This window comes from Pedobacter cryotolerans (assembly GCF_005116475.1).
Classification (GTDB): domain Bacteria; phylum Bacteroidota; class Bacteroidia; order Sphingobacteriales; family Sphingobacteriaceae; genus Pedobacter; species Pedobacter cryotolerans.
Genome location: NZ_SWBO01000004.1, coordinates 454,367 through 472,815 on the forward strand (window position 1 = coordinate 454,367; position 18,449 = coordinate 472,815).

Genomic DNA, 18,449 nt, shown 5'->3' on the forward strand with positions numbered 1-18,449 from the left:
CTCAAAATTCAAATAGCTGTATTGTGCACAAAAAGTTGTTATATAAATTTTATTTTACGCTTGTAGTGGTTTTTTTAATAGCCAATACAGCGTTTAGTCAAGATGAATTTCAACGCATCGAAGATCATATTACAGCCTATTTAAAAGCTGATATCACTATTCCAAATCTTAGTAAAGAAGTTTTGGAAAACAAAAATACTATACAAAATAATGGTAGTTGGTTAGATATTGATTATAAATTTACAGCAGAAACCAACTGGATACCATTAGTACATTTAAAAAGATTAAAGCAATTTGCATTATACATTAGTTTAAACAATGAATCTAATGCCGAAAGTAAAAATTTGTCTGCTAAAACAATTACTGGGTTACGTTATTGGTTACAGGTAAATCCTTCAAGTAAAAATTGGTTTCAAAATGAAATTGCTAGTCCAACAGCAATTGGCGAGATTTTGGTTTTGTTAAAAGGTAAGAATATACTGCCGTTATCATTACAAGATTCGCTATTAACCAGTATGAAACAAGGTGATGTAAATAAAGCTATTGGCGCAAATAAATTAGATATGGCTACACATATTATTTACAGAGCATGTATTGTTAGAGATAAAGATTTAATGAAATTTGCAGTTAATCAGGCTTTTATGCCTATTACTTTAACAAATAAAGAAGGTTTACAGCCTGATTATTCTTACAGACAACATGGGCCGCAATTACAAATTGCAAGTTACGGACAGGTTTTTTTAACAGGTGAATATAAGGTGGCATCTTGGTTAGTGGGTACTGGATATGCACTACCTGCAGAAAAGCTCAAAATTTTAGATCATTATTTAATTAACACCTATTTAAAAACTATTAGAGGCAGATATATTGATTTTAATACAGAGGGTAGGGGTATTTCTAGAAACGATGTTTTAGATAAGCTAAATATTACCTCAAAAGTAGAAACACAAAGTTTGTTAAGTTTAGCAAAAGAAGCAAGCCCGCAAAATTTACCCGATTTGATAGCTGCTGAAGAACGAATTACCCAAAATCAATCTGCAACGTATAAAATTAAACCATCTCACTCTTATTTTTATAAAAGCGATTATACATTACATAACCGTGAGGCATATAGTTTTAATGTTAGAACAGTTTCAAAGCGAACAATAAGAACCGAATATGGTAATAAAGAGAATTTATTAGGTAAATTTTTGCCAGATGGTTCAACAAATATTCAAAGAAGCGGCAGCGAATATTTTAACATTATGCCCATTTGGGAATGGGATAAAATACCCGGTATAACAGCTAGAGATTATCCAGTAGACCAAAAAATGACATTAGAGTGGGGCGAAAGGGGTGTTGGAGAATTTATAGGTGGCACTTCGGACGGTATTTATGGCACAACAGTTTACTCGTTAAATTACAACGAGGTTACTGCTAAAAAGGCATGGTTCTTTTTTGATGATGAAATAGTTTGTTTAGGTACAGACATCAACAGTTATGCAAAAGAACCAATTACAACTTCAGTTAATCAGGCTTGGTTAAAAGGAGAGGTAAAGGCTTTTGCTAATGATAAATTAATTAGCGCAACTAATGGCTTTACAAATGATAATGTAGAATGGCTATGGCACGATAGTGTTGGCTATTATTTTCCCAATAGAGGCAATATTAACCTTACTACCAATGAGCAGGAGGGCAGTTGGGCTAAAATAAATGCAAATAGATCTGTAACAACAATAAAAGGTAAAGTATTTAAATTATGGTTTAACCATGGTTTAGATCCCGTAAATCAGTCTTATGCATACATCGTAAAACCGGGTATCAGCCAAGTAGAAATGAAGAGTAAGCCTATTTCTAATATTAAAATAGTTTCAAATACACGTCTAATACAAGCAGTTGAGCACTCAGATTTAAATATGTTACAAGTTGTATTTTATGAAGCTGGTACTTTAAAAAGTAATGGTGCTGTAATTACTGTAAATCAGCCTTGCGTAGTGTTAATTAAAAATTTAAATACTCAAAATCCCATATTCAGTGTGTCAGATCCTACTCAAAAATTAACTGATTTAACAATTAACTTTAATTCTACCTTAATTAAAACTACAGATCCTTTGTCAGTAAGTTTGCCGCAAGGCGATTATAAAGGCTCTACTGTTAGTTTAAAATTTAATTCATTATAAATACCATTACATGAAAAAAATAACAATACTTTTTAGCTTATTATTGGTCATATCAATAGCTTTTGCGCAAAAAAAGTCAGTAATAAACATTGATAAAGCTTTTGAAAGTGCAGCTAAACAATATACAAATATGTTAGCTACCCATCCAGATTTAACCAAGTTTCCTCAATCTACTAAAAAGAATGGCGAAATTGATAATAGAACATCAGAATGGTGGTGTAGTGGTTTTTTTGGAGGTTCATTGTGGTATTTGTATGAGTTTACTGGGGAAGATAAGTGGAAAGTTGCTGCAGATAAGTGGACAACAGCATTAGATAAGGAAAAGCATAATACACGCACACACGATTTAGGTTTTATGCTCTATTGTCCTTACGGTAATGGATATAGACTTACACAAAATACGGCTTACATAGAGCCAATGTTAACTGGTGCTAATTCGCTAGCAACAAGGTTTAATCCTAAATATGGTTTAATTAAATCGTGGGATAAACATGCAGATTGCGAGTATCCTGTAATTATTGATAACATGATGAATTTAGAGTTTTTATTTTGGGCTGCTAAACAAGCTAAAGATAAAAAATTGTATGATATTGCCATTACACACGCTGATAATACGATAAAACATCATTTTAGAAAAGATTATAGCAGTTATCATGTAGTTTGTTATTTACCAGGTACCAAGGTTTTCAGAAAGAAAACACATCAAGGTGCTGCAGATTCTTCTGCATGGGCAAGGGGACAAGCTTGGGCTGTTTATGGTTACACCATGATGTACAGAGAAACAAAAAACAAAAAGTATTTAAACCAAGCAGAAGGGATTGCTAAATTTATTATTAACCATCCAAATTTACCAAAAGACAAAATACCCTATTGGGATTTTGATGCGCCAAATCTTCCAAATGAAGAAAGAGACGCTTCTGCAGGAGCAATTTTTGCATCAGCATTTTTAGAGTTGAGTGGTTATAGTAAAAAGAATAAAGATTTATATTTTACTACTGCCGAACAAATGTTAACTAGTTTAGCTTCACCAGCATATACAGCTAATGTTAACGAAAATAATAATTTTATTTTAAAGCACTCGGTTGGTCACAAGCCTGGTAATTCTGAGATTAATACACCAATTGTTTATGCAGATTACTATTATTTAGAAGCTTTGCTGAGGTACAAAAAATTGACTAAATAGTAATGATTTTAAAAGCAAGCTCAATGGGCTTGCTTTTTTTAACTGTTTAATTACGATACGACTTGTAATTTTCTTTCGTAATAATATCTATTGGCATGTAATAAGTAGGTTCAACATCGCCGCTTAAAACTACATTTTGATACAAGGCCATAATACCCTTATAGGCTTGTTCTTGTGGTTTTTGACAAATCAGAAAATCGATTACACCATTTTTTAAATGTGTTATACTTTCTGGAAGAAAATCATAGCCAACTAAAAAAATATGTTGTAGACCTGTTTTTTCTAAAAACTGAGCAACAGAAAACACCCTAGAATTGGTAACAAAAATTGCTTTTACATCAGTATTTTCAGCAAGTATCTCGGTAAGTTTTGCAGCTATCGATTTGTAATCAGTATTTGGTGTAATGTCTGTTTTTATAATTGTGGGTTTCTTCTCATGATTTTTAAAATAAGAAATAAAACCTTCTTCTTTTCTTAAAAGGTGATGATAGCTATCTATTTCTTTAGAAATATTTACGATGAGTATTTTATCGTTTTTTTTAATTAAATAATTAACCATGTGCGCACTTAAATGCCCACTTTGAAATAAATCTGGACCAATATAACTCAGCCTAGTTTCATTAGGAATATCAGAGTTAATTAAAACTTGAGGTATTTTTTTTAAGTTACAAAGTTTAGAAAAGGCTAGTGACTCTTCGATAAAAATTGGAGCAACCAATATGCCATCAACTTCTGTTTTAAGAATGTTTTTAGTCTGTTTTACAAAAGATTGTTTATCATTTTGGTCGTAAAAGTATTTGTCTATTACTATCCCAAATTGTTTAATCTCTGCTTCTGCCATTTCAATTCCTTTAATTGGCGCATCCCAAAATTTAGTTTCTGAAGATACAGCTGGAATTAAACTAGCAAAACGCAATACTTTTTTTGAAGCTAATCTTCTAGCTAAAATGTTCGGCTGGTAATCTAATTCTTTCATAATGTCCAAAATTTTATTTTTGGTCACTTTTGAAACTCCTGTTCTATTGTGCAATACCCTATCAACCGTACCAATAGAAACATTCGCTCTTCTCGCTATTTCCTTTACCCCAGTTTGCAAATTTGTCTTCATCTGTACTTATCCAATTCTATTGTAAAAGTATTACTAAATCTGATAAAAAAAAAGCTAAATAAAAGGTAAAATAGTAACGATAAGCTACGCTATGAATTTGGTATAAAAGTAAATAAACAATTATTTTCTTTCGAAAAGCAATTAAAGTCAGCTATAACTTGGTATGAGCAACATCTGCGTTTTACAATTATTTAATCAAAAAATTTGCATCTTCTTGTATACCTTTATTAGCCGATTGAGCTATTAGCTCATCATCTACAATATTAATGGTTTCTGTAGCAGATGGATAATTGCCTTTGTATGGTTTATTGGTGATTAAATTATATGCTGATATTAAAGACCATCGTGGTTTATCGCTAAGGTTAGCATCAGATCGGTGCAAAGTATTGCTATGGAAAAATAAAGTGTCTCCAGCTTCCATTTCAACATAAACTAGTTCTAATTCTTTTAGTAATTCATCAACTCGCTCTTGGTTTGCGCCAACCTGTTCGCCACTAAAACCATGTTCTATTCTGCCAACTAAGTGAGAGCCTTTAAGCACTTGTAAACAACCATTTTCTTTAGTTGATGGACTTAATGCAGTTAAAACGCTAATCATCTGTGGATACAAAAAGCCATCTCTGTACCAATAACCATAATCTTGATGCCACTCCCATGCACCACCAACTTTAGGCTCTTTTTGCATTAATTTAGAGTGAAAATGTGCAGGTTCTCCATCAAGTAGCAAATTTACACCATCTACAATTCTTTTAGAACGAGCCAATAAACTATAAGCATCATCACCTAAAGAATACCATAAAGCTAGCTTAGTTCTTAATCCGTTAGCGTCGCCTCTATCAAAAGATTTACTGCTAATTACTTGGTCTTGTATGGCAATGGTGTATAATTTTTTAACTTCTTCTGGTTGTAGCATTCCTTTAATTAATACATAACCATCTCTATCAAAAAGTGCTTTTTCTGCTGTGCTTAATTTTTTATAATCCATTTTATGAGTTTTTATGTTTTTTTATTTCTGGTATTAGACGTGTAAGTAATAAATATCCAATAAGATAGGTGCAGCCAACCATTATAAAAATGCCACCATATCCGCCTGTTAATGTTAAAATTCTACCAGTTAAAAGTGAAAGTACAATGCCGCCGCTAACTGCCGATAGCGTTGCTACACCCATTACTGTACCTACTTCTTCTGATGGGAAAATATCTGTTATGGTGGCAAAAATATTGGCCGTCCAGCCACAATGTGCCGCAGCTCCTAAACCAATTAAAATTACGGCATTCCACAAATTATCAGTAAAACCAACCCCACAAAGTACCAAGGCAATAATGGCACATAGTAGTAAAGCTTGTTTTCTTGCAGCATAAATACCTTTCCCTTTTTTTATTAAGTGAGAAGAGTAATATCCGCCTGCTAAACTTCCAATATCTGCTAGCACATACACAGTAACTAAAGGCCAACCTAAAGACCCTGTACTAACTGCTTTTGTTTCGTTTAAAAACTTTGGTAACCAATACAGTAAAAACCACCACGTAGGGTCTGATATAAACCTAACTAAACAAATGGTAAGCACTTCTTTTCTTAGTACTACTTGTTTCCAACTTTTAGTTGATAATACTTTTAACTCAGTTTGGATAGCTTTTACAGGCGTTTTGTAAGTGATAAGCCAAAAAAACAACCATATAAAACCCAATGCACCAGTTAATATAAAAGCCCATTGCCAACCAAATTTATAGGCAATAAACGGAATAAGTAGCGGGGCAACTATAGCACCTATGTTAGAGCCAGCGTTAAAAAAACCAGTTGCAAATGCTTTTTGCGATGGCGGGAATAATTCGGCCACAGTTTTTACACTAGCAGGGAAATTTACCGATTCTCCTAATCCTAAACCGAAGCGGGCAACGCCAAAACCAATTGCTCCTTTTGCAAATGCATGCGCCATTCCGGCTGCACTCCATAAAGCAACTCCTATGGCAAATATCCACTTTGTGCCAAATTTATCTAATAATTTGCCAGTTAAAACCACGCCTGCACCGTAAGAAATCTGAAAAGCCATTACAATATAACTGTAATCTATTTCGCTCCAATTATAAACTTTTTGCATTTCTGGTGCTAAAATGCTTAATACATGTCTATCTAAGTAGTTTATAGTGGTGCTAAAAAATAGAAGTATGCAAATTTTCCATGCGTAAGAAATTTTCATGCAGTTTGGTTAAAGAATAAAAAGGCTCATTCTTGGTTTATTAATATTTGGTTTAAACGAAGCTATGATAAAAATGATTGAGCTATTAAGGCAAATTTTGCTATTAATAGTACAAATTTTGCTCTTATGTTTATAAGTGATATTTTTTTGTTAATTTTTGTGCAATGAAAGCAATTCACCTTAAAGTACCAGCTTTTGGTAAATCTTATATCGATGCACGTAGAGAGCAAGTAGGTTATTTTGCTAATCCTTGGCATTTTCATGAGGAATTAGAAATTACTTTTATACTGCAAAGTGAGGGGACAAAATTTATAGGTGATCATATTTCTGAATTTAAGCCAGGAGAAATTATTTTACTAGGTTCTCGTTTACCTCATTATTGGCGTAACCATAGTAATTATTATCAAAATTCAGCTCAAAAAGGAGCAGAGGCTATAATTATTAGGTTTAATCAAGCTTATGCGGGTAGCGAATTTCTTAAAATCCCATCTCTTAAACCCATTTTCGATTTGTTAAATGATGCTAAAAGAGGTATTTATATTGGAACGCCAAATGATGATTTGCAGCAAAAATTAATTAATTTTTTAGCGCTTAACCAAGGCCAAAGAATTATAGCTTTAACTGATATATTGTTACACATTGCCATGCTTAAATCACATAGTTATTTATGTAGTATTGGTTATGCGCACCAGTACAAAAGTAACGATATAGAGAAGATAGACACTGTTTATAAGTATGTGCTAAATAATTTTAAATGTGATTTAAGTGTAGATGATATTGCATTTAAGTGTAACATGAATACCGCTGCATTTTGTAGGTATTTTAAGAAAAAAACTGGCAAAACCTTTAAAGATTTTATGAATGATATTAGGTTAGGCCATGCTGCTGGATTATTGTTAAAAGGTGATTTTACTATTGCTGAGGTAGCTTTTGAATCTGGATTTAATACACCTTCATATTTTAACAGAATGTTTAAACGAAATAAAGGTATAACGCCAACAGCTTATCGTTTACAATATCATAGTTCAAATTAACTAACAAATGAAAATTAAATTTTTTATCCCCAGATGGGGAAACAGGCATTTATCTTGGGCAGATTTTACTTTAAAGGCTAAAGAGGCTGGTTATGCTGGGGTTGAAGCTAATTTGCCTGTAGATGAAATAGAGCAGGAAGAGATGTTTGAGCAATTACAACTTAATGATTTGAGTTGGATAGGGCAGCATTTTGAAACAGCTACACCAAATTTTGAAGAACATTTGCAGCAATATGAAGTGAGATTAAAAGCGCTAGTAAATGCTAAACCATTGTTTATCAATTCGCAAACAGGTAAAGATTATTTTAGTTTTGAGCAGAATAGTAGGTTGATTGAATTGGCCGCAAAAATTAGTGAAGAAGTAGGTGTGGCTATTTATCATGAAACGCACCGAGGTAAATTTAGTTTTTGTACAACTGCAACAGCTAGTTATTTACAAAAATATCCTGATTTACAACTTACAGCAGATTTTTCTCATTGGTGTTGCGTAGCCGAATCTTATTTGCAAGATCAGCAAGAGATTTTAAATTTAGCTATTGAAAGGACTGCTCATTTTCATTGTAGGGTAGGTTATCCTGGCGGACCGCAGGTAAATAATCCAACTGCACCAGAGTGGAAAGAAGCACTTGATTTTCATTTACAATGGTGGGATGTAATTGTTAATAGACATTTGGTTGAAAATGCTACAACTTTAACAATTACTTGTGAGTTTGGCCCTTATCCTTACATGCCACAATTCCCTTTTAGCCAAAAAGATGTGAGCGATTTATGGAATGTAAATTTGTTTATGAAAAATTTGTTGGAAAAGAGATATTCGGCAATTATTTAACTAGACACATCTCTAAAAAGGAGGTGTGTCTAGTTTGAAATATCTAATTTTTAATAGGGTTTTGTAAAATCCAATAACCAAGCATAGAAATTCCTCTTGGGTACCAATAACCTATCCAAACATCATCCTTTTTAAGTAAACCATCATTATAAGCATAAGGACTATTTTTATTCCATTTGTAAATGTATGGAGCTGACGAATGTTTAATTCCATACCATTGTTGGGCAACAATATCGGCTACTATAGTTTTACTAAACCAAGTTGTTCCTTCTTGAGTTGTTAGTTTAATACCGTAGTCTGTAATGCTTTCTTCATAAGTTTGTATGTAATCTTTCTTTAAAACAGTGGCAAGTTCATTTAGTATTGGCGATTTAACACCCACCAAACCAGGTAAAAACAAACCTTCGCCTATTACTACCGATCGCTGGTTCCATTTTGGGAAACTTTCATCTAAACTAACAGGAATAAAGCCATATTTTTTTTGTGCTTTTTTTAAGGTAGCCAAAATTAAATTAGCTTCCTTCTCAAAATATCTCGCTTGTTTATTTCTTAAAAACTCGTTATTTACAGCAATGCCGATATTTTTGTAACCAGCGCCTTCACCATCAACAACACCTTTTTTAGTAGCGTCAATAGTTTTCGCCTGTTCTTTATTTGTCAATCCTCTAAACATTTCGGCAGCTACGGCATAAGCACTTAATTGTTTGGCGCCTAAAAATGTATTGTCGGGCGATAATTTTAAAGCCTCATTGGCATCATAAGTTGTCCAGCCATAAGCTTTATCGGCTATGCCATTGCCATTTGTGTCTCTATTTGCTACAGATTGCAGTAAAACATCAACTGTGCCCAACATCGATTTTACAAAAGCATCGTCGTGGCTAATTTTCCAATAATAATAAAGTAATAAAACGAACGATGTATTTTCTTCAACAGCCATGTGTGGGCCGTAGTTGTAATTTGCCGTTTCGCTTACAAAAGGTAAATCGCCAACATCATGGTATAAATAAGGACCATATTCTGCAGCAGTCATTCCTTGTTGGTAAGCAGGCTTGTTTTGTACGGGATTTGCTGTTATTGTAAGTTCTGCTCTGGCAATGTAATTTGTCCATTGGCTTAACTGTAATTTTAAACGCCAAGGGCAAAAAATGGCACTCACTTCGGTTTCATGGGCAACATCAACTGTACTTAGGTGTTTAAATCTACCTTCAGAAACATAAAAACGAGTCAACTTATTTTCGTCCAATAAGAAAAAAGTATTGGCCAAATCGGTATGAAAAGTTAAAGCTAAAACCCATTTTTCTTGCGCAGTTAAAGCACTATTCATTAAGTTGTCTTCAAATTTTTGAGTGAGGTTTATATTTTGCTCAAAATTATCTTTGGCATATTGTAAAACCTCATTGATATTTTTCCAATAGCTGGTGTAGTAAAACTTTAAAGGTAGATTTACTCTTTTATCCTCAATAACAGTAGTGGCATGGTAAGTTGCATAAATTTGAGTAAAGTCTTTTTGTTCATTTTGTGCTAGGTTAAACTCGTAAAACAAACCTCCAAAACCTTCTTCGTTAAATGTGCCTTTTGCAGGATTTTTTATTGCAGCTAAAGCCAATTTGCCATTTAAACTTGCATTATCTCTAAATAAAACCGTTTGTTCGGTATTATCTGGTTTCATAGGTTCTAAACTCATAAAATTGAAGCCTTTTACAGGTGTTTTGGCTAAGGCAATTTTAAGCTTACAGTTTGATAAGCTTTTAGCACTCTGATTAGTGACGTTTACTTGCATATAAAAACCTGGAAAAATTTGGGTTTTAATGTTTTCAATATCATCTAAATCTTTAGAAGGAGTGAAGGATGAAATCAATGTGAAATCAACTTTAATACCTTCGGGAGTTTCACCACTAATTAGCATAGATGTTGGGCCAAATTTTAATTGCTGATTTTTTAAATAAGTAGCATTTCTAGGTAATTTTGTTGTTCTAAAACAGTAAAATTTACCATTAACATAAACACCAATTAGCAAACCAGTTTGCTCATCCATATCAAAACCTAAGCTGCCAGTTTGCATACTTTGTTTTTCATTAAGTAAAGAGAAACTAAAGCGGCTACCCAGGCGTGAGTTTAATAAAGAAAAATTTGTGCTATCAGTAAGTGGAGTGGAGATTAAATCTTGATTAACCTTAAAATTTTGAGCGTAAGTAGTTAAGGATAAGCTTAATGATACAATTAGGGGTAATTTTTTTAGAATATTCATTCGTAAATTTTAAGATTTTAAATGATTAATTACTTTTAAAACTTGCTGCAGGTAAGCCGTTCATATTGTAAAGGTTAGCTCCATCTGGACTATTTGCCCATGCATAGCGAACTGCTATTGGTTTGGCAATAGATTTGCTCCATACTACCACTTTACTGCCTACTATTTTAGCCTCGGCTTTAACAAAATTTTTGCCATCTGCAGAAATGGTAAACATATTTAATTGCTCACCTATAAACTTTAATCCACGGCCAACATGATTAAAAGAAACAATAATTTGATTGTTAGCAATTTGCATCGACTTGTATGTTGGACCGGAATAAACAATACGCTCATGGTAAGCTAATTTTCTGGCTGCCAATGCTAATCTTTTGCCAACGTCTAATTTATTACGCGGATGGATATCGTCTTTTTCGCCAATATCATGCGTAACTATCATTGCAGAATTTGGATTTTTTAAAGCTTTCTGCTGTGCCTCCCTTAACAAAGCCCAATTACTTATTGCTGGTTCTGTGCCACTTGGCGAATGGTTGGCAAGTTGTAAATACAAAAATGGTAAATTTGTTTGCTGCCAATCGGCTCTCCAAAGTTTAATTAATGAGGTTAGTAAACCTTCATATTCTTCTGGTTTTGGCGTATTACTCTCACCTTGGTACCATGTAACTCCTTTTATAGCATAGTTTGCCATAGGTTTTATCATTGCATAATAATAAGCCGTTGGGCTATGCTGCGATAAGCCATTACCTCGAGGTAAAAGCTCTTTTTCAATACCAAATTTATACTTCCAAGCATTGTTTAAAGCAATTGAATCGTTTTGGAATTTAAGTTGATAGTTATTTTTTGCATTAAAGCTAATTCCTGTAGTTGGGCTTGTTAATCTGATGGTTATAATATTTTTTCCTTCTTTTAATTGACCAGCCTTTAACTGGTAATTGCGGTCAGTATAACCACTATTTATGCTACCTACTTTTTGGCCATTTACATAAGTTTCATCTTCGGTATGCATCATCCCTAAAGAAAGCGTACTAGGTTTAAGAGCTAACTCTTTTGGAATATTAATGGTTGTTTTGAACCAAATTGAGCCATATTTTGGGAGCTTAATCGCTTTATCTAATTTTGATAAATTTGCAATTTCTTCCCAATTAGCACCATCTTTATCCGTTTGTAAAAACCATTTTTCGTTTACACCTAAGTCATCTTCTTTAATAGATTTATACCAACTTTCAGTTTTTAATTGATGTGCTTTTAAAATTCGTGAAACCTCTGCTGTATCTTTTAGCTTTTGAGCAATTTGGTAATAAGCTGGTAAATTTTTAATCGCTTCTCTATCTACCCACGATTGTATAGGCGTACCGCCAACACTCGAATTGATAATGCCAATAGGTATTTTATACTTTTCGTATAAATCTCTAACAAAAAAGAAAGCAACTGCCGAAAAATCTAAAATTGTAGTAGGATTTACTGCAACCCAACCTTTGTCGCTCGTTACATCAGCTAATAGATTAAAAGCCATGTCTCTTTTTACCGTAAACTGTCTAATCATTGGATAATTACTGCTTGCAATTACTTGCGGATAATGCGCTTTAATGTTCGCTCTGTTCATTACCGCTTCCATGTTAGACTGGCCAGAGCACAACCAAACATCGCCAATTAGTAAGTCATTAATTTCAATAGTATTGATGAGTATTTTAAACGGACCACCTGCTTTTTGAGGCTCTATATTTACACTCCATTCTTTTTGTGAATTAGCTTTTGTAGTGTATTTCTTATTTTTAAAAGTAACGGTAATTTGTTCGTCAACATTTGCCCAACCCCAAATTTTAATATTTTGGTCTCTTTGTAGTACCATTCCGTTGCTAACTAATGCTGGTAGTTTAATTTCGGCTGTTGCCGAAAAAATGATAAATAGGCTGAAAATGAAACTAAATGATGCCTTTTTCATATCAAAAGAAATGTGGTTTATAATTGGTTAAGGATACTATTACAATTATACCACAATAGATTTAATATTTACCTAGTTTTTAGTAAATTTATGTATAAGTTATCGTACACGAAATAAGATTTTATTAATTGGTGTTATTTAAAATTATTACATATTTTTACTGTGAGATCAGTTTTATGAGTGGTTTTACAGAATGACTGTGATATAGACTGTGTATTTCAGTGAAGTATCCACCCTGTTCCATTTCAAACTGTTCAGCCCGATTAGGGTTTTTTCTTTTTAGGACCTTTCCACCTGCAGTAGCACCGAGCAGCCTAATTCTAGACTTAATTTTTAAAATCAAGATGTTTAGTTATTTAAAACATTGTATTATAATGAGTTAAGTGTCTTTTTTGACTTAATTTTTTTACCCCAGACTCACCTTTTATATGGAAAATAATCTTATTCTCTCTAAATCCTTAATTATAGGTCGTGTAATTAACAAAAAGTGATTTAAAAGTTTTAAGTACTCCTGCTGGTTGGTAGATTTCAAACTGTTCTCTTTAGTAGTATAATCTGTACTTTGAATATTCAAAGTAAGGTTTTTTATCTGCAATTGATCTTCTTTACTTTCTAAAAATTGCCTTTAAAACAAAACCCGGGGATGAGGGCGGGTTTTGTTGTGGATAAAGTTTTAGGGTGTTATGCACAAGATTTTTCTACAGTGGCTTTATCGATGCCGGAGTAGATTGCAAATTCTTCGATGGTTATGAACTGATTTTTTGATTTTTTAAGTGCCACCTTTAAATCTTGCAATATTTTTTGTGCGTGCCTTAGACTTTTCCCTGTTAATAAGCTAACATCTTTCGGATAAATGCATACTCTTTTCATGTTTTAGGTTTTTTGTGCCCGCAACAGATTTGGAGGTGCCATAGCTCTATTTTGACCAATGAAGTGATTTGCAAGATTAGTACTATTACAGTACTTCATCTATACTTGATCCCTACTTGATCTATACTTCATCTATGAATGATCATCAATGAAACACAATAGGGCTATCCCTGCCCAAGCGATATTTAAAAGAACGGTTATTTATTGAATACTAATTTAAGGTATTGATTTTTTGTTTGCAAGTGCATAATATGAGTTATTGCGCAGGAAACGTATAATCGTGAAATTCATATTGTTTCATCGCAGCGTAGGGTTGCCCTTAGAGAAAGTAAACCTGCAAAAGATCGATATCTGGAGCTGATTGCTGCCCAACCAAGCATTGCCAAAAGAATTCCGCTTTTGTATATCGCATCTTATTTAAGCATAACCGCAGAATCATTAAGCAGGGTAAGAGCTATCATTGCTAATGGCAAATAAGTTCTTTTAATTTAAAGAAAAGGAACTTATGTACCCCAGGACTTAAAATCAATAAAATGCACCAAGCTAACTGGACTTTTCAAAAAGCCTATCAGATTGCATTACGGAGAATTATTGAAGAATGGAAGGCGGCATTAATGGCTTTGATAGAGAAGGGTAAAAGAGCAGGAGGAATTCGGAAAAATGTGATTTCAATATCGGTCGCAGTTACCTGATTGTGCTTTTGAGGGTGTTCGCGGTATACGCAAGTTGTACAATGATGATCAGATTTTTAATGAATATGTATTTGCCTTGACAGAATACATCAACTTTTTAAAATAGATCTTTAAAAACAAAAACATTCTTCACAGAATATTTTAAAATAAACTTTAATGAAAACAGATAGAAGAAATTTTTTGAGAAATGCTTGCACAATTGGTGCTACCGGTGCGGTATTGCCAAACTTAGCTTTTGCTACGTTAAGTAATCCTGTAAAAACAATAGTGAAACCTGAAATATTGTTCTTTGATATCAATGAAACGCTATTGGATTTAGAACCGCTAAAATTGTCAATTGCAGAAATCCTTGGCGGTAAGCGTGAATTAGCAACGTTGTGGTTTACAACTATGCTTCAGTATTCAATGGTTACTTCTGTTTCAAATCAATATCGAGATTTTGGCGCTATTGGGGTGGCAACACTTTTAATGGTTGCCAAGAGCAATGATATTATACTTACGGAAGAACAAGCTAAAAAAGCAGTCCAACCTATCTTATCTTTAAAACCTCACCCAGAGGTAGAGCAATCCCTTAGTTTGCTAAAAAATGATGGATACAAATTGGTTTCATTTACCAATTCATCGAAGTATGCAGTACAACAGCAGTTAAAGAACGCCAAGATAGACTCCTTTTTTGATGAGCAGGTGAGTATTGAAGATTTTGGCAAGTTCAAGCCTGATTTAGATGTATATCATTGGGCAGCAAGAAAGATGAAAACGGAAAATCAAAACTGTATGCTTATTGCTGCTCACGGGTGGGATATTGCAGGAGCTTTATGGGCTGGTTGGAGAGCAGCATTTATCAGCCGTAAGGGGCAACAGTTATTTCCACTTGCACCTACACCTGAATTAGATAATCCTAATCTTTTGGAGTTAGCTCGTGAATTAACTAGTAAATAAATGAGTCGTGAAGAAATCATTTGAGAGATCAAATTCATCAGGTATGACTGGTGCCGAGTGGTTACTTTTGACCGAAATGAGCTGACCACTTTGGAGCTTAATATGTGGCTACTTTGGATAAAAAGAAGTGGCCACTTTTAGGATAACCCCCACCATTATGTACGGAACTGGTTTACAAAAAAGTCAAACCGCATTTGATTTATGCACTAGTTTCGCTCAAAATGGTGTAGAAGCTTTAAATTAAGCTGTAACGACAAAAGAAATGCCCACTCCATTTATTAATGAAGAGGGCATTTTTTGTCGGCGCCTTAAGTGCTTTATAAGTTTTTAAAAGTGAATTTTTTATAATGCGGAAACTGTCAATTCAAACTCCTATACTCATTAGGCGTTTTTCCAACCCGCTGTTTAAATAATCTTGTAAAATGCTGAGGATATTTAAAACCTAGTTCAAAAGCAATTTCATTAATAGTTTTGTCACTTTCGTATATTCTATCTTTCGCAACTTCTATAATCTTATTCAGGATGAATTCCTGTGCAGATTTCCCGGTTTCCTTTTTAATCATGTCGCCAAAATAATTGGCAGAGAAATGGAGTTCTTCGGCACAATATGCTACAGTTGGTGCACCTATCGAATAAGGTTTTTCAGATTTGAAATAACCGTTCAACAAATCTTCAAAACGCTCAAGTATACCTTTATTTACAATATCTCTGGTAATGAATTGGCGGTCGTAAAATCTTTCGCAGTGATTAAGCAATAATTCAATGGTAGAAGCTACTAATTTTTTACTGTGTTTATCAACAGATTGGTACAGCTCTGCATTTATTTTATCAAACAGATCTAAAACCAGTTGCCTTTCTTTTGCCGAAAGATGCAAGGCTTCATTGGTATGATAGCTAAAGAAATTATAATCAGCCATGCTTGCAGAAAGAGAGGTTCCACGCAAAAGATCGGGGTGGAAAACAACGCCATGTCCTACAGGTTGGTAAACATCAACTTTATTCTCTACATCTATAGTTTGCCCAGGAGAGACAAATACCAAAGTACCTGCTTGATAATCGTAATTCTGACGGCCATATTTCAGGTCACCACATTTTACATCCTTTAAGAAGATACAAAAAAGTTCGAAGTTCATTTTAGAACCGGTTCTTGGCTCAGCCTTAGAAAAATCTATTACACTGGCCAACGGGTGCAATGTTTCGTGGTTGTTGAAGGTGTTGTATTCGCTAACTGTATTAAAATTGAAAACTTTTTCCATGCCTTTTGTTGTTTACTAAGGTAAAGCTACATAATCTGTAACTCAAAATTGCGGCAAAGGTAATATTGGTAGCAAAAGCGGTAATATGTATAATAATGCACTCAACATCAAGCCGATCTTTGTAATCATAAATATTTAAAGTAAAATGGAAAAAATTAAATTAAATAACGGGCTGGAAATGCCAATATTAGGATTTGGCGTATTTCAGGTGCCTGATCTGCAAGAATGTGAAAGAAGTGTACTAGATGCTATTGATGTTGGTTACAGATTAATTGACACCGCTGCAGCTTATGGCAATGAAGAAGCCGTTGGTAACGCCATTAAAAAAAGTGGCGTAGCTCGGGAAGATCTTTTTATCACTACAAAACTTTGGATCCAATCTCAGGGTTATGAGGGAACCATTGAGGCGTTTGAAAGCTCAATGGCGAAATTGCAGTTAGATTATCTTGACCTTTACCTGATCCATCAGCCCTATGGGGATGTTTATGGCGAGTGGAGAGCTATGGAAAAACTTTACAAAGAGGGCAGAATCAAAGCTATTGGGGTGAGCAATTTTCAGCCTGATCGATTAATGGATTTGATTACCCATAACGACATTATTCCGGCGGTTAACCAAATCGAAACCCATCCCTTTCATCAACAAGTGCTAGCACATGATTTCTTGAAAGAAAACAACATACAAATACAATCTTGGGGACCTTTTGCCGAGGGAAAAAATAATCTTTTTGAAAACGAGCTTTTACGAAATATTGGTTTACAATATGGAAAAACGATTTCTCAGGTAGTTTTAAGATGGTTAACGCAAAGAGGCATCGTTGCCATTCCAAAATCTGTACGTAAAGAACGCATGAAAGAAAATTTTGATGTTTTTGATTTTGAGTTAAGTACTGCAGATATGGATGCGATAACCGCTTTAGATTCTAAAGAAAGTAGTTTTTTTGATCATCGCGATCCGGCAATGGTTAAATGGTTAGGCGAAAGGAAATTATAGATTTTAATTATGGAAAATAGAAAATTAGGTACGCAGGGTTTAGAAGTATCTGCCATGGGGTTGGGCTGTATGGGCTTGAGTTTTGGTTATGGCTCAGCTACAGATAAAAGTGAGGCCGTTGCTTTAATTCAAAAAGCTGTAGAAATGGGCGTTTCGTTTTTTGATACTGCCGAGGTTTATGGGCCTTATACAAATGAAACACTTGTAGGGGAAGCTTTATTGCCCTATAAAAATAAGGTGGTTATTGCCACAAAATTTGGCTTTAAGGATGCTAAAACAGCTGAAGGATTAGATAGTCGCCCGCAAACCATAAGAGCTGTTGCAGAAGCTTCTTTAGCTCGACTTAAAGTTGATGCGATTGATTTGTTTTACCAGCATAGGGTAGACCCGAATGTTCCGATAGCAGAAGTTGCAGGTACGGTAAAAGATTTAATAAATGAAGGTAAGGTTAAATATTTTGGCTTATCCGAAGCTGGAGCAGACATTATCCGTACCGCACACGCAGAACAGCCAATATCGGCTGTACAAAGTGAGTATTCTTTGTGGTGGAGAGAGCCTGAACAACAAATACTGCCCACCCTAACCGAACTTGGTATTGGCTTTGTTCCTTTCAGTCCACTGGGAAAAGGCTTTTTGACGGGAAAAATAGATGAAAAAACCAGTTTCAATGAGAATGATTTCCGTAATTCTGTTCCACGTTTTTCTGAAGAGAACAGAAAGGCAAATCAGGTGTTGGTAAATCATTTGACAAGTATTGCAGCAGGAAAAAATGCAACTCCTGCCCAAATTGCCCTCGCTTGGTTGCTGGCACAGCAAGAATGGATTGTTCCAATTCCGGGCACTACAAAACTACAGCGATTGGAAGAAAACTTTGGAGCGGTTAATGTTGTATTGTCGGCCAATGAATTGCAGGAAATTAATACGGCCTTAAAAACAATTGAGGTACAAGGGCACCGATACAACCAACAAAGCCAGAAAATGATAGGTCGTTAAGTAGTTG

The 18,449-nt window shown here is 34.2% G+C and carries 14 protein-coding genes; 7 read left to right on the top strand and 7 right to left on the bottom strand.

What is annotated here, in order from left to right:
• Positions 1 to 35: 35 nt before the first annotated feature.
• Together FA045_RS09870 and FA045_RS09875 are read left to right on the top strand one after the other, a co-directional pair.
• Positions 36 to 2,159, top strand: coding sequence for a polysaccharide lyase family 8 super-sandwich domain-containing protein (locus FA045_RS09870; protein ID WP_169305041.1), 2,124 nt, complete (start codon positions 36 to 38; stop codon positions 2,157 to 2,159).
• 10 nt (positions 2,160 to 2,169) lie between these two features.
• On the top strand, positions 2,170 to 3,342 hold the full coding sequence (locus FA045_RS09875) for a glycoside hydrolase family 88 protein (RefSeq protein ID WP_136876896.1): 1,173 nt from the start codon (positions 2,170 to 2,172) through the stop codon (positions 3,340 to 3,342).
• Between the two features lie 46 nt (positions 3,343 to 3,388).
• On the opposite strand, the gene FA045_RS09880 is transcribed toward FA045_RS09875, so the two are convergent.
• From FA045_RS09880 to FA045_RS09890, 3 genes are all read right to left on the bottom strand, one after another.
• On the bottom strand, positions 3,389 to 4,450 hold the full coding sequence (locus FA045_RS09880; protein WP_136876897.1) for a LacI family DNA-binding transcriptional regulator: 1,062 nt from the start codon (positions 4,448 to 4,450) through the stop codon (positions 3,389 to 3,391).
• 187 nt (positions 4,451 to 4,637) lie between these two features.
• Complete coding sequence (locus FA045_RS09885; protein WP_136876898.1) at positions 4,638 to 5,435, bottom strand: phytanoyl-CoA dioxygenase family protein; 798 nt, start codon at positions 5,433 to 5,435, stop codon at positions 4,638 to 4,640.
• Between the two features lies 1 nt (position 5,436).
• Positions 5,437 to 6,648: an MFS transporter gene (locus tag FA045_RS09890; RefSeq protein ID WP_136876899.1), complete on the bottom strand. Its 1,212-nt coding sequence runs from the start codon at positions 6,646 to 6,648 to the stop codon at positions 5,437 to 5,439.
• 164 nt (positions 6,649 to 6,812) lie between these two features.
• Between FA045_RS09890 and FA045_RS09895 the strand changes: the two genes are divergently transcribed.
• Both FA045_RS09895 and FA045_RS09900 read left to right on the top strand, forming a co-directional pair.
• Positions 6,813 to 7,682: an AraC family transcriptional regulator gene (locus tag FA045_RS09895; RefSeq protein ID WP_136876900.1), complete on the top strand. Its 870-nt coding sequence runs from the start codon at positions 6,813 to 6,815 to the stop codon at positions 7,680 to 7,682.
• Between the two features lie 7 nt (positions 7,683 to 7,689).
• Positions 7,690 to 8,511, top strand: a complete 822-nt coding sequence (locus tag FA045_RS09900) for a sugar phosphate isomerase/epimerase (protein WP_136876901.1) — start codon at positions 7,690 to 7,692, stop codon at positions 8,509 to 8,511.
• 43 nt (positions 8,512 to 8,554) lie between these two features.
• Here the strand turns inward: FA045_RS09900 and FA045_RS09905 are convergent, their stop codons facing one another.
• From FA045_RS09905 to FA045_RS09915, 3 genes are all read right to left on the bottom strand, one after another.
• Positions 8,555 to 10,759 carry a glycoside hydrolase family 52 protein gene (locus FA045_RS09905; protein WP_136876902.1) on the bottom strand — a complete coding sequence of 735 codons (2,205 nt, stop codon included), beginning with the start codon at positions 10,757 to 10,759 and terminating at the stop codon, positions 8,555 to 8,557.
• A gap of 25 nt (positions 10,760 to 10,784) precedes the next feature.
• Positions 10,785 to 12,701, bottom strand: a complete 1,917-nt coding sequence (locus tag FA045_RS09910; RefSeq protein WP_136876903.1) for a sialate O-acetylesterase — start codon at positions 12,699 to 12,701, stop codon at positions 10,785 to 10,787.
• Between the two features lie 681 nt (positions 12,702 to 13,382).
• Positions 13,383 to 13,571 (bottom strand): hypothetical protein, encoded by a 189-nt coding sequence (locus FA045_RS09915; protein ID WP_136876904.1) that lies wholly within the window; start codon positions 13,569 to 13,571, stop codon positions 13,383 to 13,385.
• 848 nt (positions 13,572 to 14,419) lie between these two features.
• On the opposite strand from FA045_RS09915, the gene FA045_RS09920 reads away from it, so the two are divergent.
• Positions 14,420 to 15,202 (top strand): haloacid dehalogenase type II, encoded by a 783-nt coding sequence (locus FA045_RS09920; protein ID WP_136876905.1) that lies wholly within the window; start codon positions 14,420 to 14,422, stop codon positions 15,200 to 15,202.
• Positions 15,203 to 15,561: 359 nt separating this feature from the next.
• Here the strand turns inward: FA045_RS09920 and FA045_RS09925 are convergent, their stop codons facing one another.
• Positions 15,562 to 16,458, bottom strand: coding sequence for a helix-turn-helix domain-containing protein (locus tag FA045_RS09925; RefSeq protein ID WP_136876906.1), 897 nt, complete (start codon positions 16,456 to 16,458; stop codon positions 15,562 to 15,564).
• 145 nt (positions 16,459 to 16,603) lie between these two features.
• Here FA045_RS09925 and FA045_RS09930 point away from each other — a divergent pair, with 145 nt between their 5' ends.
• Both FA045_RS09930 and FA045_RS09935 read left to right on the top strand, forming a co-directional pair.
• Positions 16,604 to 17,449, top strand: a complete 846-nt coding sequence (locus FA045_RS09930; RefSeq protein ID WP_136876907.1) for an aldo/keto reductase — start codon at positions 16,604 to 16,606, stop codon at positions 17,447 to 17,449.
• 9 nt (positions 17,450 to 17,458) lie between these two features.
• Positions 17,459 to 18,442 carry an aldo/keto reductase gene (locus tag FA045_RS09935; protein WP_136876908.1) on the top strand — a complete coding sequence of 328 codons (984 nt, stop codon included), beginning with the start codon at positions 17,459 to 17,461 and terminating at the stop codon, positions 18,440 to 18,442.
• Positions 18,443 to 18,449: the final 7 nt, after the last annotated feature.

Bases quoted from the DNA above. Each gene is read 5' to 3' on its own strand.
- FA045_RS09920 (WP_136876905.1), top strand. From the start codon at position 14,420: ATGAAAACAGATAGAAGAAATTTTTTGAGAAATGCTTGCACAATTGGT.
- FA045_RS09910 (WP_136876903.1), bottom strand. From the start codon at position 12,701: ATGAAAAAGGCATCATTTAGTTTCATTTTCAGCCTATTTATCATTTTT.
- FA045_RS09900 (WP_136876901.1), top strand. From the start codon at position 7,690: ATGAAAATTAAATTTTTTATCCCCAGATGGGGAAACAGGCATTTATCT.
- FA045_RS09930 (WP_136876907.1), top strand. From the start codon at position 16,604: ATGGAAAAAATTAAATTAAATAACGGGCTGGAAATGCCAATATTAGGA.
- FA045_RS09935 (WP_136876908.1), top strand. From the start codon at position 17,459: ATGGAAAATAGAAAATTAGGTACGCAGGGTTTAGAAGTATCTGCCATG.
- FA045_RS09875 (WP_136876896.1), top strand. From the start codon at position 2,170: ATGAAAAAAATAACAATACTTTTTAGCTTATTATTGGTCATATCAATA.
- FA045_RS09890 (WP_136876899.1), bottom strand. From the start codon at position 6,648: ATGAAAATTTCTTACGCATGGAAAATTTGCATACTTCTATTTTTTAGC.
- FA045_RS09895 (WP_136876900.1), top strand. From the start codon at position 6,813: ATGAAAGCAATTCACCTTAAAGTACCAGCTTTTGGTAAATCTTATATC.
- FA045_RS09915 (WP_136876904.1), bottom strand. From the start codon at position 13,571: ATGAAAAGAGTATGCATTTATCCGAAAGATGTTAGCTTATTAACAGGG.
- FA045_RS09885 (WP_136876898.1), bottom strand. From the start codon at position 5,435: ATGGATTATAAAAAATTAAGCACAGCAGAAAAAGCACTTTTTGATAGA.
- FA045_RS09905 (WP_136876902.1), bottom strand. From the start codon at position 10,759: ATGAATATTCTAAAAAAATTACCCCTAATTGTATCATTAAGCTTATCC.
- FA045_RS09925 (WP_136876906.1), bottom strand. From the start codon at position 16,458: ATGGAAAAAGTTTTCAATTTTAATACAGTTAGCGAATACAACACCTTC.
- FA045_RS09880 (WP_136876897.1), bottom strand. From the start codon at position 4,450: ATGAAGACAAATTTGCAAACTGGGGTAAAGGAAATAGCGAGAAGAGCG.